The organism is Rhodobacteraceae bacterium S2214 (assembly GCA_025141675.1).
Lineage (GTDB): Bacteria > Pseudomonadota > Alphaproteobacteria > Rhodobacterales > Rhodobacteraceae > Yoonia.
Genome location: CP081161.1, coordinates 3,452,041 through 3,474,430 on the forward strand (window position 1 = coordinate 3,452,041; position 22,390 = coordinate 3,474,430).

20 protein-coding genes and 2 pseudogenes are annotated in these 22,390 nt (G+C 54.0%); 9 read left to right on the forward strand and 13 right to left on the reverse strand.

Annotation, left to right across the window (positions count from 1 at the left end; translation table 11 throughout):
• Positions 1–840, forward strand: coding sequence for an ABC transporter permease (locus tag K3729_17075; protein ID UWQ99093.1), 840 nt, complete (start codon positions 1–3; stop codon positions 838–840).
• A complete protein-coding gene (locus K3729_17080) occupies positions 837–1,469 on the forward strand; it encodes an aspartate/glutamate racemase family protein (protein UWQ99094.1) in 633 nt (210 codons plus the stop codon). The genes K3729_17075 and K3729_17080 overlap by 4 nt, the downstream gene beginning before the upstream one ends.
• Positions 1,470–1,522: 53 nt before the next feature.
• Here the strand turns inward: K3729_17080 and K3729_17085 are convergent, their stop codons facing one another.
• The 6 genes from K3729_17085 to K3729_17110 form a co-directional block, all read right to left on the reverse strand.
• Positions 1,523–2,032 carry a helix-turn-helix transcriptional regulator gene (locus K3729_17085; protein ID UWQ99095.1) on the reverse strand — a complete coding sequence of 170 codons (510 nt, stop codon included), beginning with the start codon at positions 2,030–2,032 and terminating at the stop codon, positions 1,523–1,525.
• A gap of 33 nt (positions 2,033–2,065) precedes the next feature.
• The gene (locus tag K3729_17090) at positions 2,066–2,617 is read right to left on the reverse strand and encodes a hypothetical protein (protein UWQ99096.1); all 552 of its coding nucleotides are present in this window, start codon (positions 2,615–2,617) and stop codon (positions 2,066–2,068) included.
• Positions 2,618–2,727: 110 nt separating this feature from the next.
• Entirely contained in the window at positions 2,728–3,351 is a 624-nt protein-coding gene (locus K3729_17095) for a hypothetical protein (protein UWQ99097.1), read from the reverse strand.
• Positions 3,352–3,434: 83 nt separating this feature from the next.
• The gene (locus K3729_17100) at positions 3,435–3,746 is read right to left on the reverse strand and encodes a pentapeptide repeat-containing protein (protein ID UWQ99098.1); all 312 of its coding nucleotides are present in this window, start codon (positions 3,744–3,746) and stop codon (positions 3,435–3,437) included.
• A 608-nt stretch (positions 3,747–4,354) separates the two neighbouring features.
• Complete coding sequence (locus K3729_17105) at positions 4,355–5,206, reverse strand: cytochrome c (protein ID UWQ99099.1); 852 nt, start codon at positions 5,204–5,206, stop codon at positions 4,355–4,357.
• Between the two features lie 47 nt (positions 5,207–5,253).
• A complete protein-coding gene (locus K3729_17110; protein ID UWQ99100.1) occupies positions 5,254–5,733 on the reverse strand; it encodes a cytochrome c in 480 nt (159 codons plus the stop codon).
• A 102-nt stretch (positions 5,734–5,835) separates the two neighbouring features.
• Between K3729_17110 and K3729_17115 the strand changes: the two genes are divergently transcribed.
• Together K3729_17115 and K3729_17120 are read left to right on the forward strand one after the other, a co-directional pair.
• Entirely contained in the window at positions 5,836–6,684 is an 849-nt protein-coding gene (locus K3729_17115; GenBank protein ID UWQ99101.1) for a LysR family transcriptional regulator, read from the forward strand.
• A gap of 544 nt (positions 6,685–7,228) precedes the next feature.
• On the forward strand, positions 7,229–7,567 hold the full coding sequence (locus K3729_17120) for a hypothetical protein (GenBank protein UWR01110.1): 339 nt from the start codon (positions 7,229–7,231) through the stop codon (positions 7,565–7,567).
• A gap of 150 nt (positions 7,568–7,717) precedes the next feature.
• On the opposite strand, the pseudogene K3729_17125 reads toward K3729_17120, so the two are convergent.
• A pseudogene (locus K3729_17125) lies at positions 7,718–8,811 on the reverse strand (AAA family ATPase).
• A 472-nt stretch (positions 8,812–9,283) separates the two neighbouring features.
• Positions 9,284–10,667: pseudogene (locus K3729_17130) on the reverse strand (IS3 family transposase).
• A gap of 131 nt (positions 10,668–10,798) precedes the next feature.
• Between K3729_17130 and K3729_17135 the strand changes: the two are divergent.
• Together K3729_17135 and K3729_17140 are read left to right on the forward strand one after the other, a co-directional pair.
• Positions 10,799–13,357, forward strand: coding sequence for a hypothetical protein (locus K3729_17135; protein UWQ99102.1), 2,559 nt, complete (start codon positions 10,799–10,801; stop codon positions 13,355–13,357).
• A 36-nt stretch (positions 13,358–13,393) separates the two neighbouring features.
• Positions 13,394–13,888, forward strand: coding sequence for a hypothetical protein (locus tag K3729_17140; GenBank protein ID UWQ99103.1), 495 nt, complete (start codon positions 13,394–13,396; stop codon positions 13,886–13,888).
• 262 nt (positions 13,889–14,150) lie between these two features.
• Here the strand turns inward: K3729_17140 and K3729_17145 are convergent, their stop codons facing one another.
• The gene (locus K3729_17145) at positions 14,151–15,245 is read right to left on the reverse strand and encodes an ATP-binding protein (protein UWR01111.1); all 1,095 of its coding nucleotides are present in this window, start codon (positions 15,243–15,245) and stop codon (positions 14,151–14,153) included.
• 330 nt (positions 15,246–15,575) lie between these two features.
• Positions 15,576–17,852 (reverse strand): adenosylcobalamin-dependent ribonucleoside-diphosphate reductase, encoded by a 2,277-nt coding sequence (locus tag K3729_17150; protein UWQ99104.1) that lies wholly within the window; start codon positions 17,850–17,852, stop codon positions 15,576–15,578.
• 236 nt (positions 17,853–18,088) lie between these two features.
• On the opposite strand from K3729_17150, the gene K3729_17155 reads away from it, so the two are divergent.
• Positions 18,089–18,520, forward strand: coding sequence for a DUF1489 domain-containing protein (locus K3729_17155; GenBank protein ID UWQ99105.1), 432 nt, complete (start codon positions 18,089–18,091; stop codon positions 18,518–18,520).
• A 68-nt stretch (positions 18,521–18,588) separates the two neighbouring features.
• Here the strand turns inward: K3729_17155 and hisG are convergent, their stop codons facing one another.
• From hisG to hisS, 3 genes are read right to left on the reverse strand one after another with little or no spacing between them, the layout of a single operon-like run.
• Entirely contained in the window at positions 18,589–19,278 is a 690-nt protein-coding gene (gene hisG, locus K3729_17160) for an ATP phosphoribosyltransferase (GenBank protein ID UWQ99106.1), read from the reverse strand.
• Positions 19,278–20,333 carry an ATP phosphoribosyltransferase regulatory subunit gene (locus K3729_17165; protein ID UWQ99107.1) on the reverse strand — a complete coding sequence of 352 codons (1,056 nt, stop codon included), beginning with the start codon at positions 20,331–20,333 and terminating at the stop codon, positions 19,278–19,280. Before K3729_17165 ends, hisG begins: the two co-directional genes overlap by 1 nt.
• Before the next feature lie 8 nt (positions 20,334–20,341).
• On the reverse strand, positions 20,342–21,823 hold the full coding sequence (gene hisS / locus K3729_17170) for a histidine--tRNA ligase (protein UWQ99108.1): 1,482 nt from the start codon (positions 21,821–21,823) through the stop codon (positions 20,342–20,344).
• A 112-nt stretch (positions 21,824–21,935) separates the two neighbouring features.
• Between hisS and K3729_17175 the strand changes: the two genes are divergently transcribed.
• Together K3729_17175 and K3729_17180 are read left to right on the forward strand one after the other, a co-directional pair.
• Positions 21,936–22,139 carry a SlyX family protein gene (locus K3729_17175; protein ID UWQ99109.1) on the forward strand — a complete coding sequence of 68 codons (204 nt, stop codon included), beginning with the start codon at positions 21,936–21,938 and terminating at the stop codon, positions 22,137–22,139.
• 59 nt (positions 22,140–22,198) lie between these two features.
• On the forward strand, positions 22,199–22,387 hold the full coding sequence (locus tag K3729_17180) for a hypothetical protein (protein UWQ99110.1): 189 nt from the start codon (positions 22,199–22,201) through the stop codon (positions 22,385–22,387).
• Positions 22,388–22,390 lie beyond the last annotated feature (3 nt).

Consider the following 22,390-nt stretch of genomic DNA (forward strand, 5'->3'; position numbering starts at 1 on the left):
ATGGAGCCGCGCCCTCGGTCCTTCTATATCCTCAGCGCCTTTTTCGCATTGTTCATCCTATTCCTTTACGGCCCCACGATCACCATTGGCATCCTATCATTCCAAGGCGAAGGCGGCGGGCTGACCTTTCCGATGCGCGGCGTGTCGCTTTATTGGTTCTATGATCTGTTCGAACAGCAGGCGGTCGGCGACATCTGGGGCAGCTTCAGACGTAGCTTTGTGCTGGGCCTCATGGTGATGGTGGTCACCGTTGTGGTGTCGGTGATGGGCGGCTTGGCGTTTCGACGCAAATTCCCCGGCTCCAACATCCTATTCTACCTGATCATCACGTCGTTGGTGATCCCGTCGATCCTGATTTCACTGGGGGTCGGCCTGCTGTTTTCTCAATCAGGTTTGAACGTGCATTGGTCCACCTCCGGCTTTGGGTCACAACTGACATGGACGTTGCCCTTTGGTCTGCTGATCATGTTCGCGGTCTTCAACCGCTTCGACAAAAGCTATGAAGAAGCAGCCCGCGATTTGGGTGCGACCCCATGGCAAACATTGCGCCATGTTGTTCTGCCGATCATCGCGCCATCGCTGATCGGGGTGGCCTTGTTTGGCTTCACGCTCAGCTACGATGAATTTGCCCGCACCTTGCTGACGGCGGGCAGCTACAACACGCTGCCGCTTGAAATCTATGGCATGACGACAAACGTTACCTCGCCGGTGCTTTACGCGTTGGGCACGCTGACGACAGTCTTCTCGCTCTTTATCATCGGGGCGTTCCTTTGTGTCGCTTTGATCGCAAACAAACGCCGCGCCCGCCAAGGCTCAGACGCGGGCAAGGGCCACCTATGATCGTCATCATCAACCCCAACAGCACGCAGTCCATGACCGACGCGATGGTCGCAACAGCCCGCCGCACAGCACCGGACGCCGAAGTTGTCGGTTGGACGTCAACGGATGGCCCGCCCGCAATCCAGGGCGAGCAGGACGGGGATGCGGCCGTTCCACCGCTTTTAGAACTGGTAAAAAAAGCGGACGCCGCCAATGCCAAAGCGGTCATTATCGGGTGCTTTGATGATACCGGCCTTAGCGCCGCTCGCGCGCTCGCAAACTGTCCGGTCATCGGTATCGGGCAAGCAGCCTATCATCTGGCGTCACTGTATGGCGCGCGGTTTTCGGTTGTCACAACGTTAGATGTTTCTGTGCCGGTTCTCAGCACAAACGTCAGCCAATATGGGCTGGACAGAAACCTAGGGCGCATTCGGGCGAGCGGCGTGCCGGTCCTTGACCTTGAACGCGATCGTGCGAACGCAACAGAGCGAGTGAGGGCCGAGATCAAAGCTGCGGTAAAACACGACGACATCAACAGCGTTGTGCTCGGCTGCGCAGGAATGGTGCACATCGTAGAAGAAAGTGACGACATTTCGATCAAGCTGATCGATGGCGTTCATGCCGCAGTGCGTTTTGCGACGATGCTCTAAATTGACAGGCGTACCTTCTTCAATTTCGCGAAGAGACCCAAATCGCTAAGCCGTTATGCGACGGGCGATGTCGACTGAACTAACGGCACGTCGCCGATCAAGTCATCGATAAATACGCTCAACAGCTGGGGCCGTCCGGTCACCCCGGCTTTCCGGTAAATCGCGTTTGTTTGTGCTTTGATGGTACCTTCGCTGACGCCTCGCAAAGCAGCCATTTCTGCCGTGGACATCCCCTTGATCGCAAAGAGCGCTACATCGCGCTCTGCAGGGGTGAGCCGCCATGAGGCGAAGTGCTCTTCGAGGACGTCCATGAAAGCGCCTGAGGCAACGCGTAATTGCCCTTCCATCCGATCGTGTTGCCGCATCGTTGCGCGCAACATTACGGCACCAAGTCCGGCGCCGACGATCAGGCCGAGACCAGCGGCAATCTCGATCAACTCATAGAACGCCCAATTGATCCTAAATATCCCCGTGACCGTGGACAAAAAGCCGACCAAAAAAAGAATCGCGCAAAGGACCTGAAAGACAAGCAGCGCCAGATACAATGCACGACGCGATTTCACGAATGAGGCTCCCGTAAGGCGATCTGTGCTGGATCAATTCTCATCATCATCGTCGTCGTCATCATCGTCTTCATCATCATCGTCGTCGTCATCATCGTCTTCATCATCGTCGTCTTGGTCATCCTCCTCATCTTCTTCATCATCGTCGTTTTTGTCGTCATCATCCTGATCATCTTCGTCATCTTGACTGCCACTGTTCCCGGAGCCGCTGTTCAGGCTCCCGGACCCCGCGTTTGTGCCGCCGTCTTCGTCATCATCGCGCCGACTGCCACCACCGGAGTTGGAGGCCGAAGGATTACGCAAGCCTGGTGTGCTTTCGTCATCGCGGTCGTCCAGCGGTTCCCAATAGTCACGCAGAATTTCGCCTGTTCCCGGGTTGAAGATCAATTCGCGTTCAAGGGTTGAGCTGGTCGCGTCGATCCGGACCCGACCCAAAAGTGTCCGCTGCACTTCGATCCGGTTGAAGCCCTGGGCCTGCAATTGACGTATAATCTGTTCTTCCACGGTTTCTGCTGCGGCAAGGTTCGGCAGAGCCAGTGCAAGGCCCGCCGTGACAGACAGTATTTTGATGGACTTCATAGACATCAGTTACCTCGCGAAAGTCCGAAAAGGTACGGACATCTTTGCCCGCAGCACAGCGCCCGTTTTCAACATAACACGCCCCGCAACATTCCAAAAGTTGGGCTTGCACGGCTTCATTTGCGCGCCGTTTTGTAGGTCGCGTTGAACGCGATACTGACACGTTCGCCGTCCGTTTCATTGGGATAGACCCAATGGACGAGATACGATGGAAACAGAATGATCTCGCCGGGTTCTGGACGCATTTTCTTTTTCAGACGATAGGGGGCCGCCTTGAGAATGCGCCAGTTTGGTAAATCTGTGCGGGCATCGACAAATTCGATCATTCCTGAATTGCCTTCGTCCACATCTGGCTGGGCGACATAATAGACCCCAGACCAATGGGCACCTGGATGGGTATGGGGCGCATTAAAAGCACCTTTTGGATTTGCGTTCATCCATCCAAATAACTTGAGCCGCAGATCGTCTGACTTTGCCTTGGCGCCGATGGCCTTGTTTGCATCCTCTAACGCACTTTCGACCGCAGATCGCAGCGCACTGATCGCCGCTGCCCCCTGATCAAACAGGTTGCCTTCGGAATGCCACCCGCCGCGGTTGGACTTTGACAGGCCCTCTGTCGCTGCGCGCATTGTCGCTGCTTCCGCAAGTAAAGCGGTGTTGAGTTGGTCTGGATTGGCGACGCGATACCGCAAGAGAGGTGTGTAAAAGAGTTTGTCAAAACGTTCCCGGTCAATTTTCATGGATCATCCGCTGTGTTGTTCATTTGAACACTGGCCTCACCGCATCACAATGAGGCCAGTTTGGTCAAGAATGCGACGAGGCGTCAATCAGTCTTCATCGTCGTTTTCATCATCATCTTCATCGTCGTCTTCATCGTCGTCTTCATCATCTTCATCGTCATCGTCTTCATCATCGTCGCGTTCGTCATCGTCGCGTTCGTCATCGTCGCGTTCGTCATCGTCGCGTTCGTCATCGTCGCGTTCGTCATCGTCGCGTTCGTCATCGTCGCGTTCGTCGTCATCTCGCTCGTCATCATCGCGTTCGTCATCGTCGCTGCGAGAGCCCCCGCGCCCGTCCACAAAATCGCGATCTTCCGTCCGTGTCTGGACGCCGCTCCGACTGCGGTCTTCTGCATCGGATGTCCCGGCTTCCTGCTTGAGAAGCTCACCCGTGTTCAGGTCATAGACATATTCGACCTCCTGTGTGCCACGCACAGCTTCGATCTTGACTTGGTTAGGGCCATTCTTGATTTCGAAATAGTTGAAGCCTTCTGCCTCCAACTGGCTGACAACCTGATCAGCGATGGATTGGGCCTGCGCCGTAGAAGCAATACCAAGCGCCAAGAGCGCTGAAAAAAGTGAATGTTTCATCTGGATCGTCCTTTGTTAAATGTCTGCACACCAGACACCCTTTGTCTGGCCGTCACTGATCATCAGCTCAAAATCCGACCTAAGTCTCTTGGCCATCGGTTGATTTCACCGTGCTATATCGCTGGGCATAAAGCCATAAACCTTAGTTTAGCTAGACCGACTGGAAGAATTGTGGTGGTTAATCACACGTCGCTCAAACTTGGCCTACACCTCCTGTAACAAGTTGGATTGTAGCTATAATTTCAATTCCTTTGCCCTTGCGCAGCTTGCGATACCAGTCATCCGCATGAAGGGATCATCGAAGAATTGACCGTTCTTCAGATGTGCAACAAATGACTGTAACGTCATCAAAAGCAGATAAGGCTTACGTAGCCTAGTCCACTCCGGGTACGATCAACAGATAAGCAGCGATCGCTTCTAGGTCTGCGTCGGGCAGCTGGCTCGTATTGGCGATCACATCAACCATTTCGCCACCAGCTGAATCATAGTCCGGTGTGAGCCCAGTTTTCAGATAAGCCACGATATCGCCCTGTGACCACTCAAGGTTTTCTGGACGGAGATCTGGCGTTCGTCCCTGTTCGCCAGGGATCGGCGCGCCTGCGAGCCAAGCGGTGCGGTCCATGCCACCCAAAATGTTGCGCGGTGTGTGGCACTCGCCGCAGTGGCCCATGGCCTCAACCAGCATGCGTCCACGTTCTTGTTCAGGTGTAAGGTCCTCTTCAATGACCCAACCTCGTTCGGTGAAAAACCACTTCCACCCTCCCAAAGTTGCACGTATGTTGAACGGGAACCCGACGTCGTGCGCCCGACTTGGTGTTTGATCTGCCGGCAGGCTTCGCAGATGCGCTATCAGGTCGGCCACATCAGAAGCCGCGACCTGTTCGTAGGATGCATAAGGAAAGGCGGGGTAATAGTGCGAGTTGTCAGGCGCAGTACCTTTCAAAACCGCCGTCGCAATTTCTCTATCCGACCAAGCGCCAATTCCCATCTGCCTATCGGATGAAATGTTGGGCGCATAAAACGTCCCAAAATCGCTTGGAAAGGCGCGGCCACCAGACAGGATGGCTTGATCTTCCGATCCTGGTGCCATGTGACAGGATGCACAGCCCATCGCCGCGAAGATCAATCGCCCACGCTCCGCATCATGACGTGCACTTGCAAGAAAATCATTCGGCACCGTTTGAGGCCGCGTCATCCATAGACCCGCTGCCCCAAGACCGGTCATGATCACAACCGACCGTATCAGAAAACGTTTCAAAGTCTCTTGATCGCTCAGTTTCTGGGCGCGCGGTAAGGTTTGTGACAACCACCACAGGATTCGCCTAGCCCGCCCATCCCTGCCTTCAGCGCAGCCAAATCGGTCCGGGCAGCTGCCTGCATTGCCAAAGCGGCAGCCGCAAAATCAGCGCCTTTTTGTCCAATGTCGCTGCCAGCTTCCCAAATAGCAGGTAAAGCACGGCTCCCTTCGACACTCGCGCTATCGCTTCCGGGCAACCAGTAACCCGCCTGCGAGACCTGAGACAGCGCGACGAGGTTGTCCGCCGCAGCTGAGGCCGCTTCTGCATCATAGGGTATTTCCTCTTTCGCCATCCCGCCCAACGTGGCCAGATTGAAGGAATACAGCTGCATATGCGCTTTGCGCGCTTTTACCGCGGCCTCGATCTGTTCATCGCTGATGTGGCCGTCAGATATGGCCACCCCGCCGATCGACACAATAACAGCCGTAATACAGGCAATGGTGCTCTTATTCATAATGATGCTCCTAAATGTAAAAGTAAGATTCATCTTGCCCTAAGGGTAACTGTTCGAAAATATAGAAACAGTACGAAATTTTGCGTCTAGGGCTACGAAAAAATGCACAGCGAAAATTGGGATGATCTCCGCTATGTTCTGTGTGTTGTGGAAACCGGCTCCGTTTTGCAGGCGGCCAAACATCTTGGCGTCAATCATGCCACGGTCCTGCGTCACGTGGCGGCGTTTGAAGAGCGGCACAACGTGACCATTTTTGAGCGGACCTCACAAGGGTACCGACTGCGATCCGAAAGCACCCATATCATCCAAGCGGCACAAGCCGCCGAAACGGCGATCCGAGAGGTGGCGCGGCTGGCGGGCGGTGGTCTTCTTCCACGATCGGAAACGATACGCATTACCTCCACTGACACGCTTTGTGCTTATGCCTTGCCGCAATTCATATCGGCCGCACAGGGACGTGGCCAAAACCGAAAATTCGTTCTATTGAGCAGCAACGCTCATATCGACGTGCTACGTGAACAGGCACACATTGTGGTACGCGCGTCTGTGTCCCTTACCGAAGATCTCGTGGGAACTTCCGCCGGCACCCTCGCATTTAAAGCTTATGCAGCTGAAACAGGCGTTAAAAAATGGCTGAGCCTGTCTGGTCCACTTTCAAGGTCGGTCGCAGGCACTTGGATGGCAAAAAATATAACTGCGGACATGGTTTGTGCAACGGCTGATAGCTTTTTGACATTGGCAAGTCTTGCCCAACGCGGCCAAGGCATTTCTATCCTTCCAACCTTTGTTGGCGACGCAACGCCGGGCTTGCAAGAAATAACTGACGCGATCCCAGCGCTCACCGTCCCCGTATGGGTGGCGCACCATGTCGAAGCAAAAATGACGCACGAACTGAATGAGGTTCGATCAAATTTGACGGCGTTTCTAGAAGAATACTTGAAGAGAGCCTGAGAACACTGGCTTCGGAATATTGCGGCGTTGGGCCATATAGACCTGCTCAAATTGGAATGTCGGCTATACCAGCAAAAACGAGGTCACTTTCATCTGCAGCGAAAGTCTGCTTCCCGCCAATACTGTTGAAAAAATCCGTTTTTGGCAAAATCGGTGAAATCTTTGTCCGTACAGCGCTACCAACGTTTCGAGCCGAGGGGTTCGGCCAAATTGGTCTTCTGCCGCGCATGTGGCAGCTCATAGCGCCGCATGGCAGATCTCACCTGACTTTTCCGTATCACGAGTTCTTTCCGAAAAAACACGACATCCGAAATTCGGATTTTTTCAACACAATGCGCCGTTCTACCCTTAGTGCTAGCTCAGTTTGAATTTTTGGCAGTACATTTGTGCGAAGAACCTAGAACCGTTATTTTTTGGATATATTTCATGCAGTTATATAAATTTGCACCTCCAGACAAATATGTGAACCCTCCTACCCAAACGTGTCGAAAGTCACGAGAATTCGGTCCAATTGATGCCGACCAAAGCAATGGGGTATTCTAGGATGAACTTGATAGATTTCGCAAAACAGATGCCAAAAGACCAATCCGAACAGGAGTTTGTCGATAGTCTGAAGCAGTTGGTTGATCTTGGCGAAATTGAAAACCTGTCGAAAGCAGACCGTGACGCCTTGTTTGATACAGTTCAGTATCTGACAGATTTCACCCTATTCGTTCGAGAAGCTAAAGGTGAGTTGGGGTCTCACGGGAATGCTCCATACGTTGAGTACAGCGGACCATTTATACCGAACGCCCTTACTCGACCTGGCGATGCTCCTCTGGATCTTTCGATCCTGCAAAACTTTGGCGTTGGCGCCGCCGACAAGTATCTGGGATCGGATTAAAGCCTGTACCGGCAGCCCCGCCAAACCAACGGATCATCCGCAGCAGCCTTTGGCGGTCCGAAATGGTTCTTCCGCTAATAAGCTTCCCTCCTGTAAGACGACGATCTCGCCGCCAAGATATGGAATAGCTTGATAATCCATGGCGCAATCTCAATTCAACAGCGGCTTGTAGGCCAGCGTTTGTGCGCGATCAAGCATGCGGCTCACCGTGCGAAGACTCAGCCCAGCGTTTATGATTGCGCCACAATCAAAGACATCCATTAAGGCGGCCATCGCGGGAGCTGGTAAGTCGCGGCGCGCGCCTTCGGTTTCCGCAAATTGCCGCAGCTGATCAGTCGTAAGATCTGGAAGGTCCAGGACCATACAGCGGCTTTGCAGCGGCTCAGGCAAGCCTTGGCGGCTGTTTGCTGTCATCACCCAGTTCACCCAAGACATATCACATTTGATTTGGAAAAATGGACACTCCCATGTTGCGGCTGTCATACGTTCAAGCAGCGGCAGCAAGGCGTCGGTCAACGAATGGCGTGTACCTTTGCTGAAATGGATATCACCTGACTTCTCGACCTCATCAACGATGACAAGCGGTCCGCCGTGGCGCTCCCGCAGGATTGTCTGCAGCAGCTTACCCGGTGTCGCGTTGGACCAGCCGCGCTGGGACCCGACGATGGCAAACGTAGCGGGTTCGCCCGTCGCGTCGATCATGGTCGTTGGCACGGCAAGGTGATGCGCAAGACGGCGAGCCCAATGGCTCTTGCCGATCCCAGGGGAACCGACCAAAACGAGCGGAGTGAACCGCAGCCCCCCGCGCGCCGATGCGCGTAGTCCGTGCCACACAGCTTCAGTTGCCGGTGCCATCCACGGCATCTCGGCGTGCAACGCCGCCGCGATCTCGTCAGCCTCGTGCTCGGTGGCGACGCGGGCCACTGGCAACCCGCCTCTGAGGGATGTAAGCCTGACACGGTTCTCATCGCTGAGGTGATGCATGCCGGTTGAAAGCTGCTTGCGTTCGAGGAACCATATATAGCGCGACGCCTGATGCGCCCCATGTCCGCATCACCGACCAGGTCGTACGGATACACCCGGTCCTCCTCTGCCATGCGGCCCGTCTCAATCTCAATCCGCTGCGCCCTTTTGCGGGTCGACTCTAGGAACGTCTTTAACCGAGCCTCCACATCGCGCATTTTGGGCAGGTCGTCGTAGAACGTCAGATTATGAAACGGGATCTTGGATTGAGATTGGGTCATGTCGGTTGCCTTTCAAAACGCGGGGAATACTCAGCGCAGCTGCCCGACCGTCAATGACTGTCGAGGCAATGGGATATGAAAGGTTCCGGAACCTGTGAGAACATTTAGGAAACAAAGTGGCGGGTATGACAAGCCCGAGATCGTTCGGGCTATTTGGGATATCGCATCCTGACAACCAAACGCCCAATATCTTATAAGATACTGAAATTAAATAAAAACCACCGACCTTACAAAGGTCGATGGACATTTGATCTGTGCGGAGTGGTCAAAAAACACCCCATAATGGCCAAGTTATGGGGTGTCCCGCATGTCCACAAGCTGTCGGACACCCCATAACTTGGCCACTCTGTGAAATCTGCCCCCTTATTTCATTGAGTTTCCACGCACATTCGGCGGCCTGTCCGTCGTCAGAGTTTTTGGAACCAATGGCGGCCTAATCTAAGAGAGAGTTTGGCTCATCTGGTTTGTTTGATTATGCGGCATGCTGGCGGTGATGCAAGCGCCGCGTTTCGAGCGTCTTTCGTTTGATCCTTTCCCTTTGTTTTAGAATGGCTTTGTCACGGCCAAAGTAGACGTCGGCAGGTGTGACGTTGTTGATGCTCTCGTGATAGCGCTGGTGATTGTAGTGTTCGACGAAGGCTTCGATTTGGCGTTCGAGATCGCCGGGCAAGAAGTAGTTTTCCAGCAAGATGCGGTTCTTGAGGGTTTGGTGCCAGCGTTCGATTTTGCCTTGGGTTTGCGGATGATACGGCGCACCGCGCGAGTGCTTCATGCCCTTGTCCTGCAGCCATTCAGCCAGATCACCTGAGACATAACTTGAGCCATTGTCACTCAGTAGCCGTGGCTTGTGAACGACGTGAACCTGATCGCAGCCGGATGCCTGCAATGCGAGGTCCAGTGTATCCGTCACGTCTTCAGCCCGCATGTTCGTGCAAAGCTTCCATCCCTCTCGGGACATTGCTGCGCAATACCCTGCCGGGCAGTGGAGACGATGTAGCGGCTGTAATCGTCGAGGACCGTGCTGAGGTAGAACCAGCCCCAGCCCAATACCTTGATGTAGGTGAAGTCTGTTTGCCAAAGCTGGTTGATCGCAGTTGTTTTGTCTTTGAACTCGCTGGCTGCCTTGAGCACGATAAATGCAGGGCTGGTGATCAGATCATGGGCTTTCAGCACGCGATACACCGTGGATTCCGAGACAAAATACCTTTCTTGATCCGTAAGCGACACCGCCAACTCGCGTGGTGACAGCTCCGTCTCCTTCAGGGCGAAGTCGACAACCTTGCGCTTCACTTCATCGGGCACGCGGTTCCAGACGTGTTGTGGCTTGGGAGATCGATCCTGCAGCCCAGCTTCGCCACGCTGCAGATACCGGTCGTACCAGCGATAGAATGTGGTCCGGGGGATACCCAGCTTGGCCAATGTCCTGCGGGCCGACAGATGGCTTTCCTCGACCAAACGGATGATCTCCAACTTCTCTGATGCAGCATACCTCATTCGCGGTCGTCCCCATCCCCGAACATGCTTTTTTTGAGCAAGCGGAGTTCGAGCGTTTGCTCCGCAACCACCTCTTTGAGGTCCTTTGCCTCGCGACGCAGTTCCTTCACCTCGTCAGTATTTGCCGCACGCGCCGTGTCCCCAGCCAGCCGCTTCTTACCGGCCTCCATGAAGTCCTTCGACCACTTGTAATAGATGCCCTGCGATATCCCTTCGCGACGGCACAGCTCAGCAATGCTGTCCTCGCCGCGCAGGCCATCCAGCACGATCCTGATCTTCTCTTCGGATGAATAATGCTTGCGCGTGGCGCGTTTGATGTCTTTGACGATCTTCTCGCCGAGTGTCTTCGTTGTCTTTCTCATCGTCCACTCCTCAGTAGTTACGATGAGCAACAAACCCTCTCTTAGCAAACCACCCTATTTGACCCCATAAGAGCTGACGTCAGACAAAAGGACCGCTAATCGTAACGGGTATGCGCGGGTGCGGCAAAACCATGCTGCTTCGCTCTCTGCAGTTTCATGCTCATGCTCGGAAAGGCGCAAAGGAAACTGATCAAGCTGTTTTGAAGCGGCTCGAAGAGGATGGCTTTGTAGGTTTTTTTGTTTCAGCCCAAGTCTTAGTGGACAGTGTTAGTGGTGAACCCGTGGCCAACGAACAGCTTTTCGCTCGGTTGACGGTGGCATATGCACTTGAAGCGGCAAGAGCACTGGCCCACTTGAAGGATATTGACGAGGAGCTGGTCACGCAGCGAAGTCCCGCAATACTTGGTGAGGTTCTCGAGCAGCTCCTAACCAACTTTGAAATTGAGGCGCAAACCACCTCGATTGAACGTTTTGAGCACACTCTTATTCGCAAGTTTTTGGAAGTCAGCAGGGCCGACAGCCAATGTACGCTTGAGATACATCCATCTAAGGCCTTTCCTGCGCTGGCTAAGGCTATCGTAGACTGCTCCAAGCTGTGGAGGTCTTCACGCATATTGTTTCTTTTGGACGATGTTTCAACGCGATACCTTGAACCGAACAAAATTGAAGAAATTCTGTCAGCTATTATTTTCCAAACCACGGATCAAACAGTTGATTGTTCCTTCAAGCTAACCTCAGAAACCCAGACCATATTTCTTTCCCTGAAATCTTTAGGGGGAGTTGAGCAAGCCGCTCATTGGCGTGATTTTGAGACGTTTGATTTGGGGGCAGAAGTTTATAAGCGATTGAAAGGTGGAGGTGGAAAAGACTTTATTGGCAAGATTCTTGCTCAACGGTCCGACTACTTCACGGGACACCCGGAAGAACCACCTGCCGCCATCTTGGGCGATAAGACCCTAAAGAGTATCGCTGAAACAATTTGCCAATCCTCGCCAACATCTGCGAGCCGAAAATCTGTTTATTCAGGAATCTCTGCTCTCAAGGCAGTTTGCGTTGGAGACATTGGAAGCGTGATCCAAATTTACGAGAGCATCCTTCAGAAAGGTGAAACCAAGTTCCCGGTTTCTGCCCGAGCGCAGTCTGAGGTTTTTCAAGATCACTGCACACAGCATCTTTATGTCTTGGACAGGCGCGGGAGTGAGCTGAAGAATGCAGCTAAGTCCTTTGCTTCCGCATCCAACCGTGCAATGCGAGATTCCTATAAGAAGGGCGAAACAAGGGGTCTACGCCAGTACACTTCCATTTATGTGCGTGTCTCAGCAGAGGATGAAAGGGCCCAAAGCGATCATCTCAGAGAGCTTGTCGACGCGGGTGTGTTCGTATTCCATGGTGGCACGCCAAGAAGCAAAACCCACGATTCTGATCCCGTGCAGCAGTTTCAACTTGTTTTTAGAAAGATCTATGGCCTCGCCGATTTTATGCCGTTGGCAGATAGAGATCGCTTTGAGCTATCGGGACAAGCGCTGACAGAATGGCTTACAAAACCGGAAGATGGTGCGGATTTGCTATGCCGAAATCTGGGGAAGATTTCCGATGAGGAGATAGAGCATGATGAAGTTATTGATGTTGATCCAGGAGCAGAAAATGGCGAAGCAGCAGCTCAAACTTCCTTCCAGTTCCATGACCCTAAAATATCTGCCAATGACCATTTCCTAGAAAAAAGCTTACCACTTCCGAGCATCAAAGAGCTTTCCAAGGACGACATCTCCAAAATACTAAATGTATCGTACACTACCGCGCTTGGTTTTGAAGATTGTTGTGAAATATCCGTAGCGCGCTGCATGAAATTGCTAGATCCACAGCAAGTTCGATGTATTAGATACACTGTGCCTGGGCGGAGTGAGCAGATTTTGGGCTCACTAAAGGGGCGCGGGAAAGACATCCGTGTCTATGAAGAGACTGACAGCCATTTCTTTCAAGATCTGGATACGCACGAGAACATAGTCGTCGATATTTCCGGGCTTTCCAAATCTCTTATTTTCAGGACTGTTTCTGAAGCCTTGCGGACGCGAGGCAAAGTATTGGTTTGCTATACCGAACCGGATGCTACTGGCCCAAACGACCAATCATTACAGAATGTTCTCAAGGCCCAAGAAATGCTTGAACAGGTTTCGGTAGTTGAGGAGTTGAGGAAGATCGTGGGCAGTGAGTTTCCGCCCTACAGCAATCAATCGGTTGAAAGCATTGAATCAGATGCCACTAGAGCGAAAACCATGCTGGCTTTCTCGTCACCATCACACGAACGGATCGTGCATCTGGTGACCGATCAAAACTATAATCACGTCGACGTTATTACAAATTCTGGTTCCGATGCACGATCTAGGATTGCTGCGATGGTCGCTCATGTTGCTGTACGAGAAGCGGAAACTCACGAAGTCATCGAACGTGATATTTTTGACCTATCAGTAATACTTGAAGCAATTGAGAATTCGTACCGTCGCAAGTACTTTCAAGGGGGTATGAATTTCGAAATCGGCCTGACAGGCGGAAAGCTTTCGACCCTCGCCAGTGCTGAATTTTGCTCAATGTATCGCGCCAACAATGTTTGGTACGTCCGACCCAACGGGTTTGACACGGACAAGTTTTCCACCGGGGCAAAAGAAACTCGGTTCTTCGAGATCTCAGTTTAGCGCAAGTAACTACATACATGGAAAAGGCAGGAGTGAATGAAGCAGTCACCATATCTTAAAGATGATGCCCGGTTAGCAGATGTGATAGCGGCCATTCAGGCGATGAGTATCTACAAATTTTACAAACTTGATTTTGCGGGATGGGCAGACAGAATTTCTGGCGACCCAAGTCAAGGAGAGCATTGGCGCCAGGTATTTGTAGAACATCCCGAGTTTTTCCGGCTTGACACTGCACGGAAAAAGGCTTCGCTTGTGGCACGCCGACAGCACCCGAAAAACTACGATGTAGACACTCGTAGATATATCCAGAAAGTCGACTTCCCTGCCTTGAGTATTGAGCAAAAACAGCGAATTTCCAGAAGCCCTCTTGGGCAAGACGAGATTGCATCTCTGATACACACTGCCGTCGAGCTTCACTCCAGGGCTTTGGAGCAATCAAAAGATCAACGATGGTGGATACCAGTTCTTACAGCGCTGATAGGTGCAATATCTGGTATAGCAGGCACTCTTATTGGTGTAATTGTCACCTAAATTCGATCACAACGGTGTTCCCACTCGAATGTGAAAATATGTTTTGACCGAATTTAATTTCAGCAACCACACAATCTAACAAGCGGAACAATTGGCATATCGACTACCCAAGTGAGAGCGGCATGGCTTGGGCATTTTTTTGGGTGGGGGCCTCTACTGGGGACTACAGAATGAGTGCTGTTTTGAAATATGTGGACAACATCCGCATCGCCAAAGGTAACTGTCGCCGATGCGAGGTGCAGCAACTGTCCGTGTTCTGGCCTCACTGAAGGACTGGCCTAGAAATCATCGCCTCAGCCCGATCCAGCATTCTGGATACTGTGCGAAGGCTTAGGGTGTGCTCAGCCCAAACTTCATGATCAAGCACTGCGTCTAACGCCGAAAGGCTGGGCTCCAAGAGGCCGCGCCTTTGACCTTCTGTTAGAGCAAAGTCACGCAACTGAGACCGCGTCAGGTCTGGAAGGTCAAGAACCACGCAACGGCTTTGCAACGGCTCCGGCAAACCCTTGCGGCTGTTCGCGGTCAGCACCCAGTTGGCCCAGGACATAACAAAGCGGATCTGAAAAAAGGGACACTCCCAACCCTCCGCAGTCATGCGCTCCAACAACGGAAGCAGAGCATCAGTTAGTGTATGACGCGACCCGTTGACTGCGTTGACGTCTCCAGTCTTTTCGACTTCGTCCACGATCACCAGAGGGCCGGCGTGGCGTTCCCGCAGCACGGTCTGCATGAGTTTGCCTGGTGCGGCGCTGCCCCATCCGCGCTGAGCTCCAACCAGTGAAAACGTCGCCGGTTCACCGGTCGCCTCGATTTTGGTTGTCGGCACCGCAAGGTGATGCGCTAACCGCCGTGCCCAGAAGCTTTTGCCGATGCCGGGTGACCCAACCAAGACCAACGGATTGAAACGTAAACCAGGTAGCCCCTCACGCGCGGATCGCCTGAGACCATGCCAGACTTCTTCGGTCGCGGGCGCCATCCAAGGCATTTCTTCATGCAAGGCCGCTGCGATCTCGTCAGCTTTGTGTTCGGTGTGGATGTTGGTCACTGAGATACCATCCCGCAACGCATTCAATTGGGTTTTCGCCGCGTCTGGCAAATGGCTCATGCCGGACAGGCTTTGCATTCGCTCTAAAAATCGGATCGCACGGCGCTTGGTCATTGTACGATCATTGTCGTTGATCAATTGATGCCATAGAACCGGATCATTGCCGTGATCAACGCTTCCCGCAGCCATCAACTTCCGGTTCCTTAACTCACGTAGAGTTTCCTTGAGGCGATCATCCACCTCTCTCATGCGAGGCAGCTCATCGATAAATTTAAGCGAGCAGAATGGGATCGGTGTTTTCGTGAGGGTCATTGGCGGCATCCTTTCACAGCGCGACCCCATGCGGGTTGCGCCAAAGGCCTGAACCGTTTGGTTCGGCGATTGAATATGAAAAGGCTCCGGAGCCGATGGGAACACTTAGGGAACAAAGTGAATTAGGGGTCAATAGGCGAAACCAGTTATGCTCATCCGCAAACTCATCTGGAGGGCAGCTCCCGCAAAACACCCTAAGCCACTGATAAATAAATTAAAACCACCGGCAGGAAAACTGCCAGTGGTCATTTGATCTGTGCGGAGTGGTCAAAAAACACCCCATAGTGGTCAAGTTATGCGGTGTCTAACAACAACCCTCGATACCCTAGCCTAACCGCATTTCGAATAGCCGCATGATCCACACGTCATGCAGCCTTCGACCATGCGCAACTCGTAGCCGCCGCAGGATGAACAGGCCTTACCTTTTGGCGCGTTGTTCAGCGCTACGACGTCTGCTTGTGGGTCTGATTTCAGGCCCATCCCCTCACCTGCCAAAAAGCCCGTTGCGATCATGTGCTTTTCGATTACGCCACCGATGGCTGCCAAGATGGACGGCACGTATTTGCCCTGCATCCATGCGCCGCCGCGCGGATCGAACACCGCTTTCAGCTCTTCGACCACGAACGACACGTCACCCCCACGCCGGAACACCGCCGAGATCATGCGTGTTAGCGCCACTGTCCACGCGAAGTGTTCCATGTTCTTCGAGTTGATGAAGACCTCGAACGGGCGACGGTGCCCTGCAACGATCAAATCGTTCACAGTAATGTAGATCGCGTGTTCGGAGTCAGGCCATTTGAGCTTGTAAGTCGCACCATCGAGTTCTTGCGGGCGGTCCAACGGTTCCGCAAGATACACAACCTCAGCCTTTTCGCCGTCAGTGCTGACCTGAACGGGCGCTTCTTTACTGTCCTCGGACACAGACAGAACAGAGCCCGTCACATCGTTTGGACGGTATGTTGTGCAGCCCTTACAGCCTTGATCCCATGCCGCCATGTAGACCTCTTTGAAATCATCAAAGCTGATATCTTCTGGGCAGTTGATCGTCTTGGAAATCGACGAGTCGATCCATTTCTGAGCTGCTGCCTGCATACGCACGTGATCCAATGGGGCGAGCGTTTGGGCATTGACGAAATAGTCGGGCAGTTCGGCGTCGCCTTTCAATTCGCGCCACAATTGCACGGCGTAATCAACGACTTCTTCTTCCGTGCGGCTGCCATCTTTTTGCAAAACCTTGCGCGTATATGCGTAAGCGAAGACAGGTTCGATGCCCGATGACACGTTACCCGCGTACAGTGAAATTGTACCAGTTGGCGCAATCGACGTTAGCAAAGCGTTGCGGATACCGTGTTCGCGGATCGCGTCACGCACGTCGTCGTCCATGTCCTGCATCGCACCGGACGCAAGGAATTTGTCCGCATCGAACAGCGGGAACGCGCCTTTTTCTTTCGCCAAATCGACCGAGGCCAGATAAGCTGCGCGTGCAATCGCGTGCATCCATTTGTCGGTCTGGGCTGCTGCCTCTTCCGATCCATAGCGCAGGCCAACCATCAACAGCGCGTCAGCCAAACCTGTGACACCAAGACCGATGCGGCGCTTTGCTGCGGCTTCTTGTGCTTGTTGTTGCAGCGGGAATTTCGACGCATCAACGACGTTGTCCATCATGCGCACGGCTGTCGCGACGAGGTCGATCATCAACGCTTCGTCCATTTCAGGCGCGTCACCAAACGGGTCTTTGACCAGACGGGCCATGTTGATGGACCCGAGCAAACACGCGCCATACGGCGGCAAAGGTTGTTCACCGCATGGGTTCGTCGCTGCGATAGTTTCGCAGTAGGACAGGTTGTTGGCCTTGTTGATCCGGTCGATAAAGATGACGCCCGGTTCAGCGTAATCGTAGGTGGATTGCATAATCGCATCCCACAATTCACGCGCCTGAACAGTTTTGTAGGTCTTGCCGTTAAAGACCAAATCCCACGGTTTGTCGGCCTTCACTGCATCCATGAACGGATCAGTGATCAGAACGGACATGTTGAACATCCGCAAACGGGCAGCGTCGGATTTTGCAGTGATGAAATCCTCAACATCCGGGTGGTCGCAGCGCATCGTGGCCATCATCGCACCACGACGGGACCCGGCAGACATGATCGTCCGGCACATCGCGTCCCAGACATCCATGAAAGACAGTGGGCCAGAGGCGTCCGCTGCCACACCTTCAACCAACGCGCCTTTCGGACGAATCGTCGAAAAGTCGTAGCCGATGCCACCGCCCTGCTGCATAGTCAGCGCTGCTTCTTTCAGCATATCGAAAATGCCGCCCATGCTGTCTGGGACCGTGCCCATGACAAAGCAGTTGAACAACGTCACAGAACGGGCAGTGCCGGCACCTGCAGTGATCCGGCCAGCGGGAAGGTACTTAAAGTCTTCTAGGGCTTCGTAAAATTTCGGCTCCCACGCCTTCGGATCCTTTTCGACGCTCGCCAGCGCACCGGCGATACGGGACCATGAATCCTCGACCGTGTTATCAATCGGGGTGCCATCCGCTTGTTTAAAACGGTATTTCATGTCCCATATTTGTTCGGCGATTGGGGCGGTAAAACGGGACATGGTCAGAACCTTTCGTGACAACGGCTGGCAAAGGGAGACATCCACACTAAGTGGATTCTCACAAGATGAAAACGGGTATTACGCTGCTCAGCGCCACAAGGGACGCTTTGTTATTGCGGCAGTCATACATCAAGATATGGTGTTCGCAATCTGAAAAATTACCAAATATGGTGAATTCTTTTCTTGAAGTCACCTATATCACGCACTACGACAGGGAACGCAATTGGGGACGGCACGTGAGTAAAACTGTTAACCTTATTAAGCTATCCGTCGGCACCGAAGATGTCGCAGGTCTGGCTGCATGGCAAGCCACGCGGCGGGCGCAATCGGATGATGGCTACCCACAGCACGTTACCCGTATGTGGCCAAAACGCGAATCGGAAATCCTGAATGGCGGCTCAATTTACTGGGTCATCAAGGGTGTCATCCTTGCGCGACAGGAAATTGTCCGACTTGATGAATATAACTCCGCCGATGGCATCCGGCGCTGCGCCATTGTCTGTGATCAGCCGCTGATCCGCGTGGCTGCAACCCCGCGTCGGGCGTTTCAGGGCTGGCGGTATCTCACACCGGAAGACGCCCCAATCGACCTGCCAGAAGGGCGCGAAGACGAAGAACCGCTGCCCGCCGAACTCAGCGCGGCGCTCGCGGCGATTGGCGTGCGCTAGCCTTTCTTTTGGACTTAAATATCCCTGGGGTGTGGGGGCTGGCCCCCACCCTGCCTGCCGCCACACATTCAAATGTCGAGCAATGCCACCAGCCGTTTCAACGTCGTCCGCTGCTCATCGGACCAGTCACGCCGCGTGCCGCGGAACAACGTCGCCTGAGACGCGTGAATGAGCCCGTCGTCAAGGATCTTCAGACCGTTCGCCCGCAACGTCTCGCCCGTGGATGTGATATCCGCAATCGCCTCAGCCGTCTCGTTCTTGACCACGCCTTCGGTCGCGCCTTGGCTATCAACGAGCCTGTAATCGGCCACGCCTTTTTCGCGCAGGAATTCACGGACAAGTCGGTGATACTTCGTCGCGATCCGCAAACGCATCCCGTGATTCTGACGGAACGCAGCCGCCGCCGCGTCCAGATCATCTAAAGTATCCACATCAACCCAGCCCTGTGGGACTGCGATAATCAAATCAGCACCACCAAAGCCCATCAACGCAAGTTCAGTCACTTGGCTATCCCAAAGCGCTAATTTCTCGCGGACCAGATCAGAGCCGGTGACACCAAGGTGAATGTTCCCCGCTGCCAGTTCACGCGGAATTTCACCTGCGGACAGCAGGACAAGTTCCACGCCGTCGATCCCGTCAACCGCACCGGCATATTCACGATCCGATCCGGACTTGCGCAGCGTCACGCCGCGCGCCCCAAACCAGTCAAACGTCTTTTCCATCAGCCGCCCTTTAGACGGCACGCCCAGCTTCAACATTAGCGGACCTCCAGCAGTAGATCGGGGCGGATGACGGCACCAACGGCAGGCACGGCACGCCCGTCACCCAAAACTTGGGTCAGCGCATCGTAGCGCCCGCCTGTGGCCACGGGCCGGTTGTCTTTCACACCGTAGAACCCGAAGACAAAGCCATCGTAGTATTCCAATGACGTGCGCCCATAGCTGCCTTCAAAGGCCAATGCATCAACATCAACGCCGCGCTTGGCCATCGCATCAAGGCGCGCCTCGTAGGTCTTCACAGCCGCATCGATCGCAGGCATGTCGACCGCTATATCGTACAGCGCAGACAGGATATGAGGGGCTGTTTCGCTCAGGTTCAGAATGGATTCGATCACACTGATTTCTTCGTTCGAAATCGGTGCCGCCGCTGCATCAGCACGCAAGGCGTCGATCCGCTGCTGGACTTCGCCCCGCGACCGCACGCCGACCTCGGGGCCCGCATCCGCAAACGGGTCACTCGCACCAAGCAGCGCCACACGTTTGGCGGGGGCCGCAATACGTCCGCCAAACCGATCAAGCAGCGATTTGAACCGCTTGGGTCGCCAAATATGACGCATCAATGCCGCTTTACGCGCTTCTGTCGTTTGCAACCCTGCGACTGCTGCTTTGAGCAACCCGATATCGCCCGTCGCTGCCCGCACTGGCGCATCGGCAAGTGCGGCTTTCACCGTCGCAAACACCTCTGCATCAGCGGCGGCCGGATTTTGGCCGTCGAAGACTTCGAACCCGACCTGCGTATATTCACGCGCACGGCGGGGGTCTTCGTCCTGCTTCCGGAACACGGGGCCAGCATATGTGTACCGCGCAGGGTCCGCGTGGCTTTGCATATGCATCTGCACGACGGGCACGGTGAAATCAGGCCGCAGCATCATTTCGCCCTGCACCGGATCGTTCGTCACATAGGCGCGACCACGGATGTCTTCGCCGTAAAGGTCCAGCAAAACATCAGCAGGTTGCAGGATCGCGGCCTCGACGGGTTCTGCCCCCGCAGCCTGAAACACCGCCGAAATACGGGCGGCCTCGTCTTTGATCATGGCTGTGGTCACTTTGCTTGCCCCGCCAGAATTTCGCGCACTTTTGCAACCAGATCACCACGTGCGACCTCGTACTGCGAAGGACGGTCTTTCCATTCTTCAAGTGTCGCGTTCTTCGCGATCTCAGCACCAAGGATCAGGTCCTTTATCTGCACGACACCGCTGTCGAATTCGTCGCCACCCGCAATCACCGCAATCGGCGACTGGCGTGCATCTGCGTATTTCAACTGGTTGCCAAAGTTCTTGGGGTTGCCAAGATAGACCTCGGCCCGAATGCCGTTATTGCGCAGTTCCGCGACCATCGCCTGATAATCGGCCATGCGGGATTTATCCATGACGGTCACGACGACAGGGCCGACCGACGCCTTGGACAAACGCCCTTTTGCATCAAGTGCGGCGAGCAGGCGATCTACGCCGATGGAGACACCTGTTGCAGGGACTTCTTGCCCTGTGAAACGCTTTACCAGATCGTCGTAGCGACCACCGCCGGACACAGAACCGAAGTTGCGCGGGCGGCCTTTTTCATCGGTGACTTCAAACGTCAGTTCCGCCTCGTAGACAGGACCAGTGTAGTAGCCAAGGCCACGCACAACGCTTGGATCAATCTCGATCCGGTTTGCGCCGTAGCCTTGGGCGTCCAGCAGTTCAGCGATGGTTTCCAATTCATTGACACCATCAGCGCCGATCTTGGATCCGATCACCAATTCATTCAAACGCGCCACTGTGGCGGCACCTGTATCGCGTTTCGCGGACATGAAGCCCATCACGATTTCGGCCTGTTCAGCGCCAAGGCCAGCACCTTTGGTAAAGTCGCCGCTTTCGTCCTTGCGGCCTTCGCCAAGTAGGGCACGCACGCCGTCATCACCAAGTCGGTCAAGCTTATCAATCGCGCGCAGCACGATGCCGCGTTCCGCTTCTTTGTCATCGCCGGACAAGCCAGCAACTTCCATCACGCCATTCAAAACTTTACGGTTATTAACCCGCACGATGTAGTCGCCGCGGTCGATGCCCACGGTTTCCAAAGTATCAGACAGCATCGCGCAAATCTCTGCATCAGCCGCCACGCTTGGCGCACCAACGGTATCCGCATCGCATTGATAAAACTGACGAAAACGACCCGGTCCCGGCTTTTCGTTCCGCCACACTGGCCCCATCGCGTAACGGCGATACGGCGTCGGCAGGTCATTGCGGAATTGTGCGTAAACACGCGCCAACGGGGCGGTCATATCGTAACGCAGCGCCAGCCAATCGCCGTCTTCTTCCCACGCGAACACACCTTCGTTCGGACGGTCCACGTCAGGTAGGAATTTCCCCAAAGCTTCGACCGTTTCAACGGCAGATGTTTCCAGCGCATCAAACCCGTAATGATGGTAGACGCCAGCGATCTGATTAAGCATTTCAGTGCGCTTGGTCACCTCAGCGCCAAAATAGTCGCGGAACCCTTTCGGGGTTTGCGCCTTTGGCTTGGGTGCTTTTTTCATCTTGGCCATTTCGGGTCCTATGGGTTTTTCGCTTAATTGCGCCTGCCGTTTAGCGCGGACTGCCAGTTGGGGCAATGCGCATTGGCTTTGCAGCGCTCTGCGGGCGTGATAGGCGACGAATATGACAGACGTGACACACCTAGAAGAACAGATCGCCCACCTCACCAAGACGGTCGAAGACCTGTCGGATGTCGTGGCGCGTCAGGAAAACGAACTTGCTTTGGCGACCCGCCGTTTGGCTATGCTGATGGAACGCGAAGCAGGCCGCGAAATGGACGCTGGCAGTAGCGTACCATTGGCCGATCAACGCCCGCCGCACTGGTAAACCACGGAACCAATCTGCTGCTGCAAAGTTGTCCTGCTATTCCAAGCATGGAGACAACAGTGGCACATACAGACCGCGACACGTCCGATAGAATCGTCCAACCCATTGATGCGGTCAGCGCAATCGTTCTGACGGTTTTGACCGCAATTGTTGCAATCGGAATTTATGCATACACGACTGATATGTTCATTAATGATCAGCTCAACACAGGCGAAGACATGATCGTCGATCTGCCCGGTCTGGAATGATTG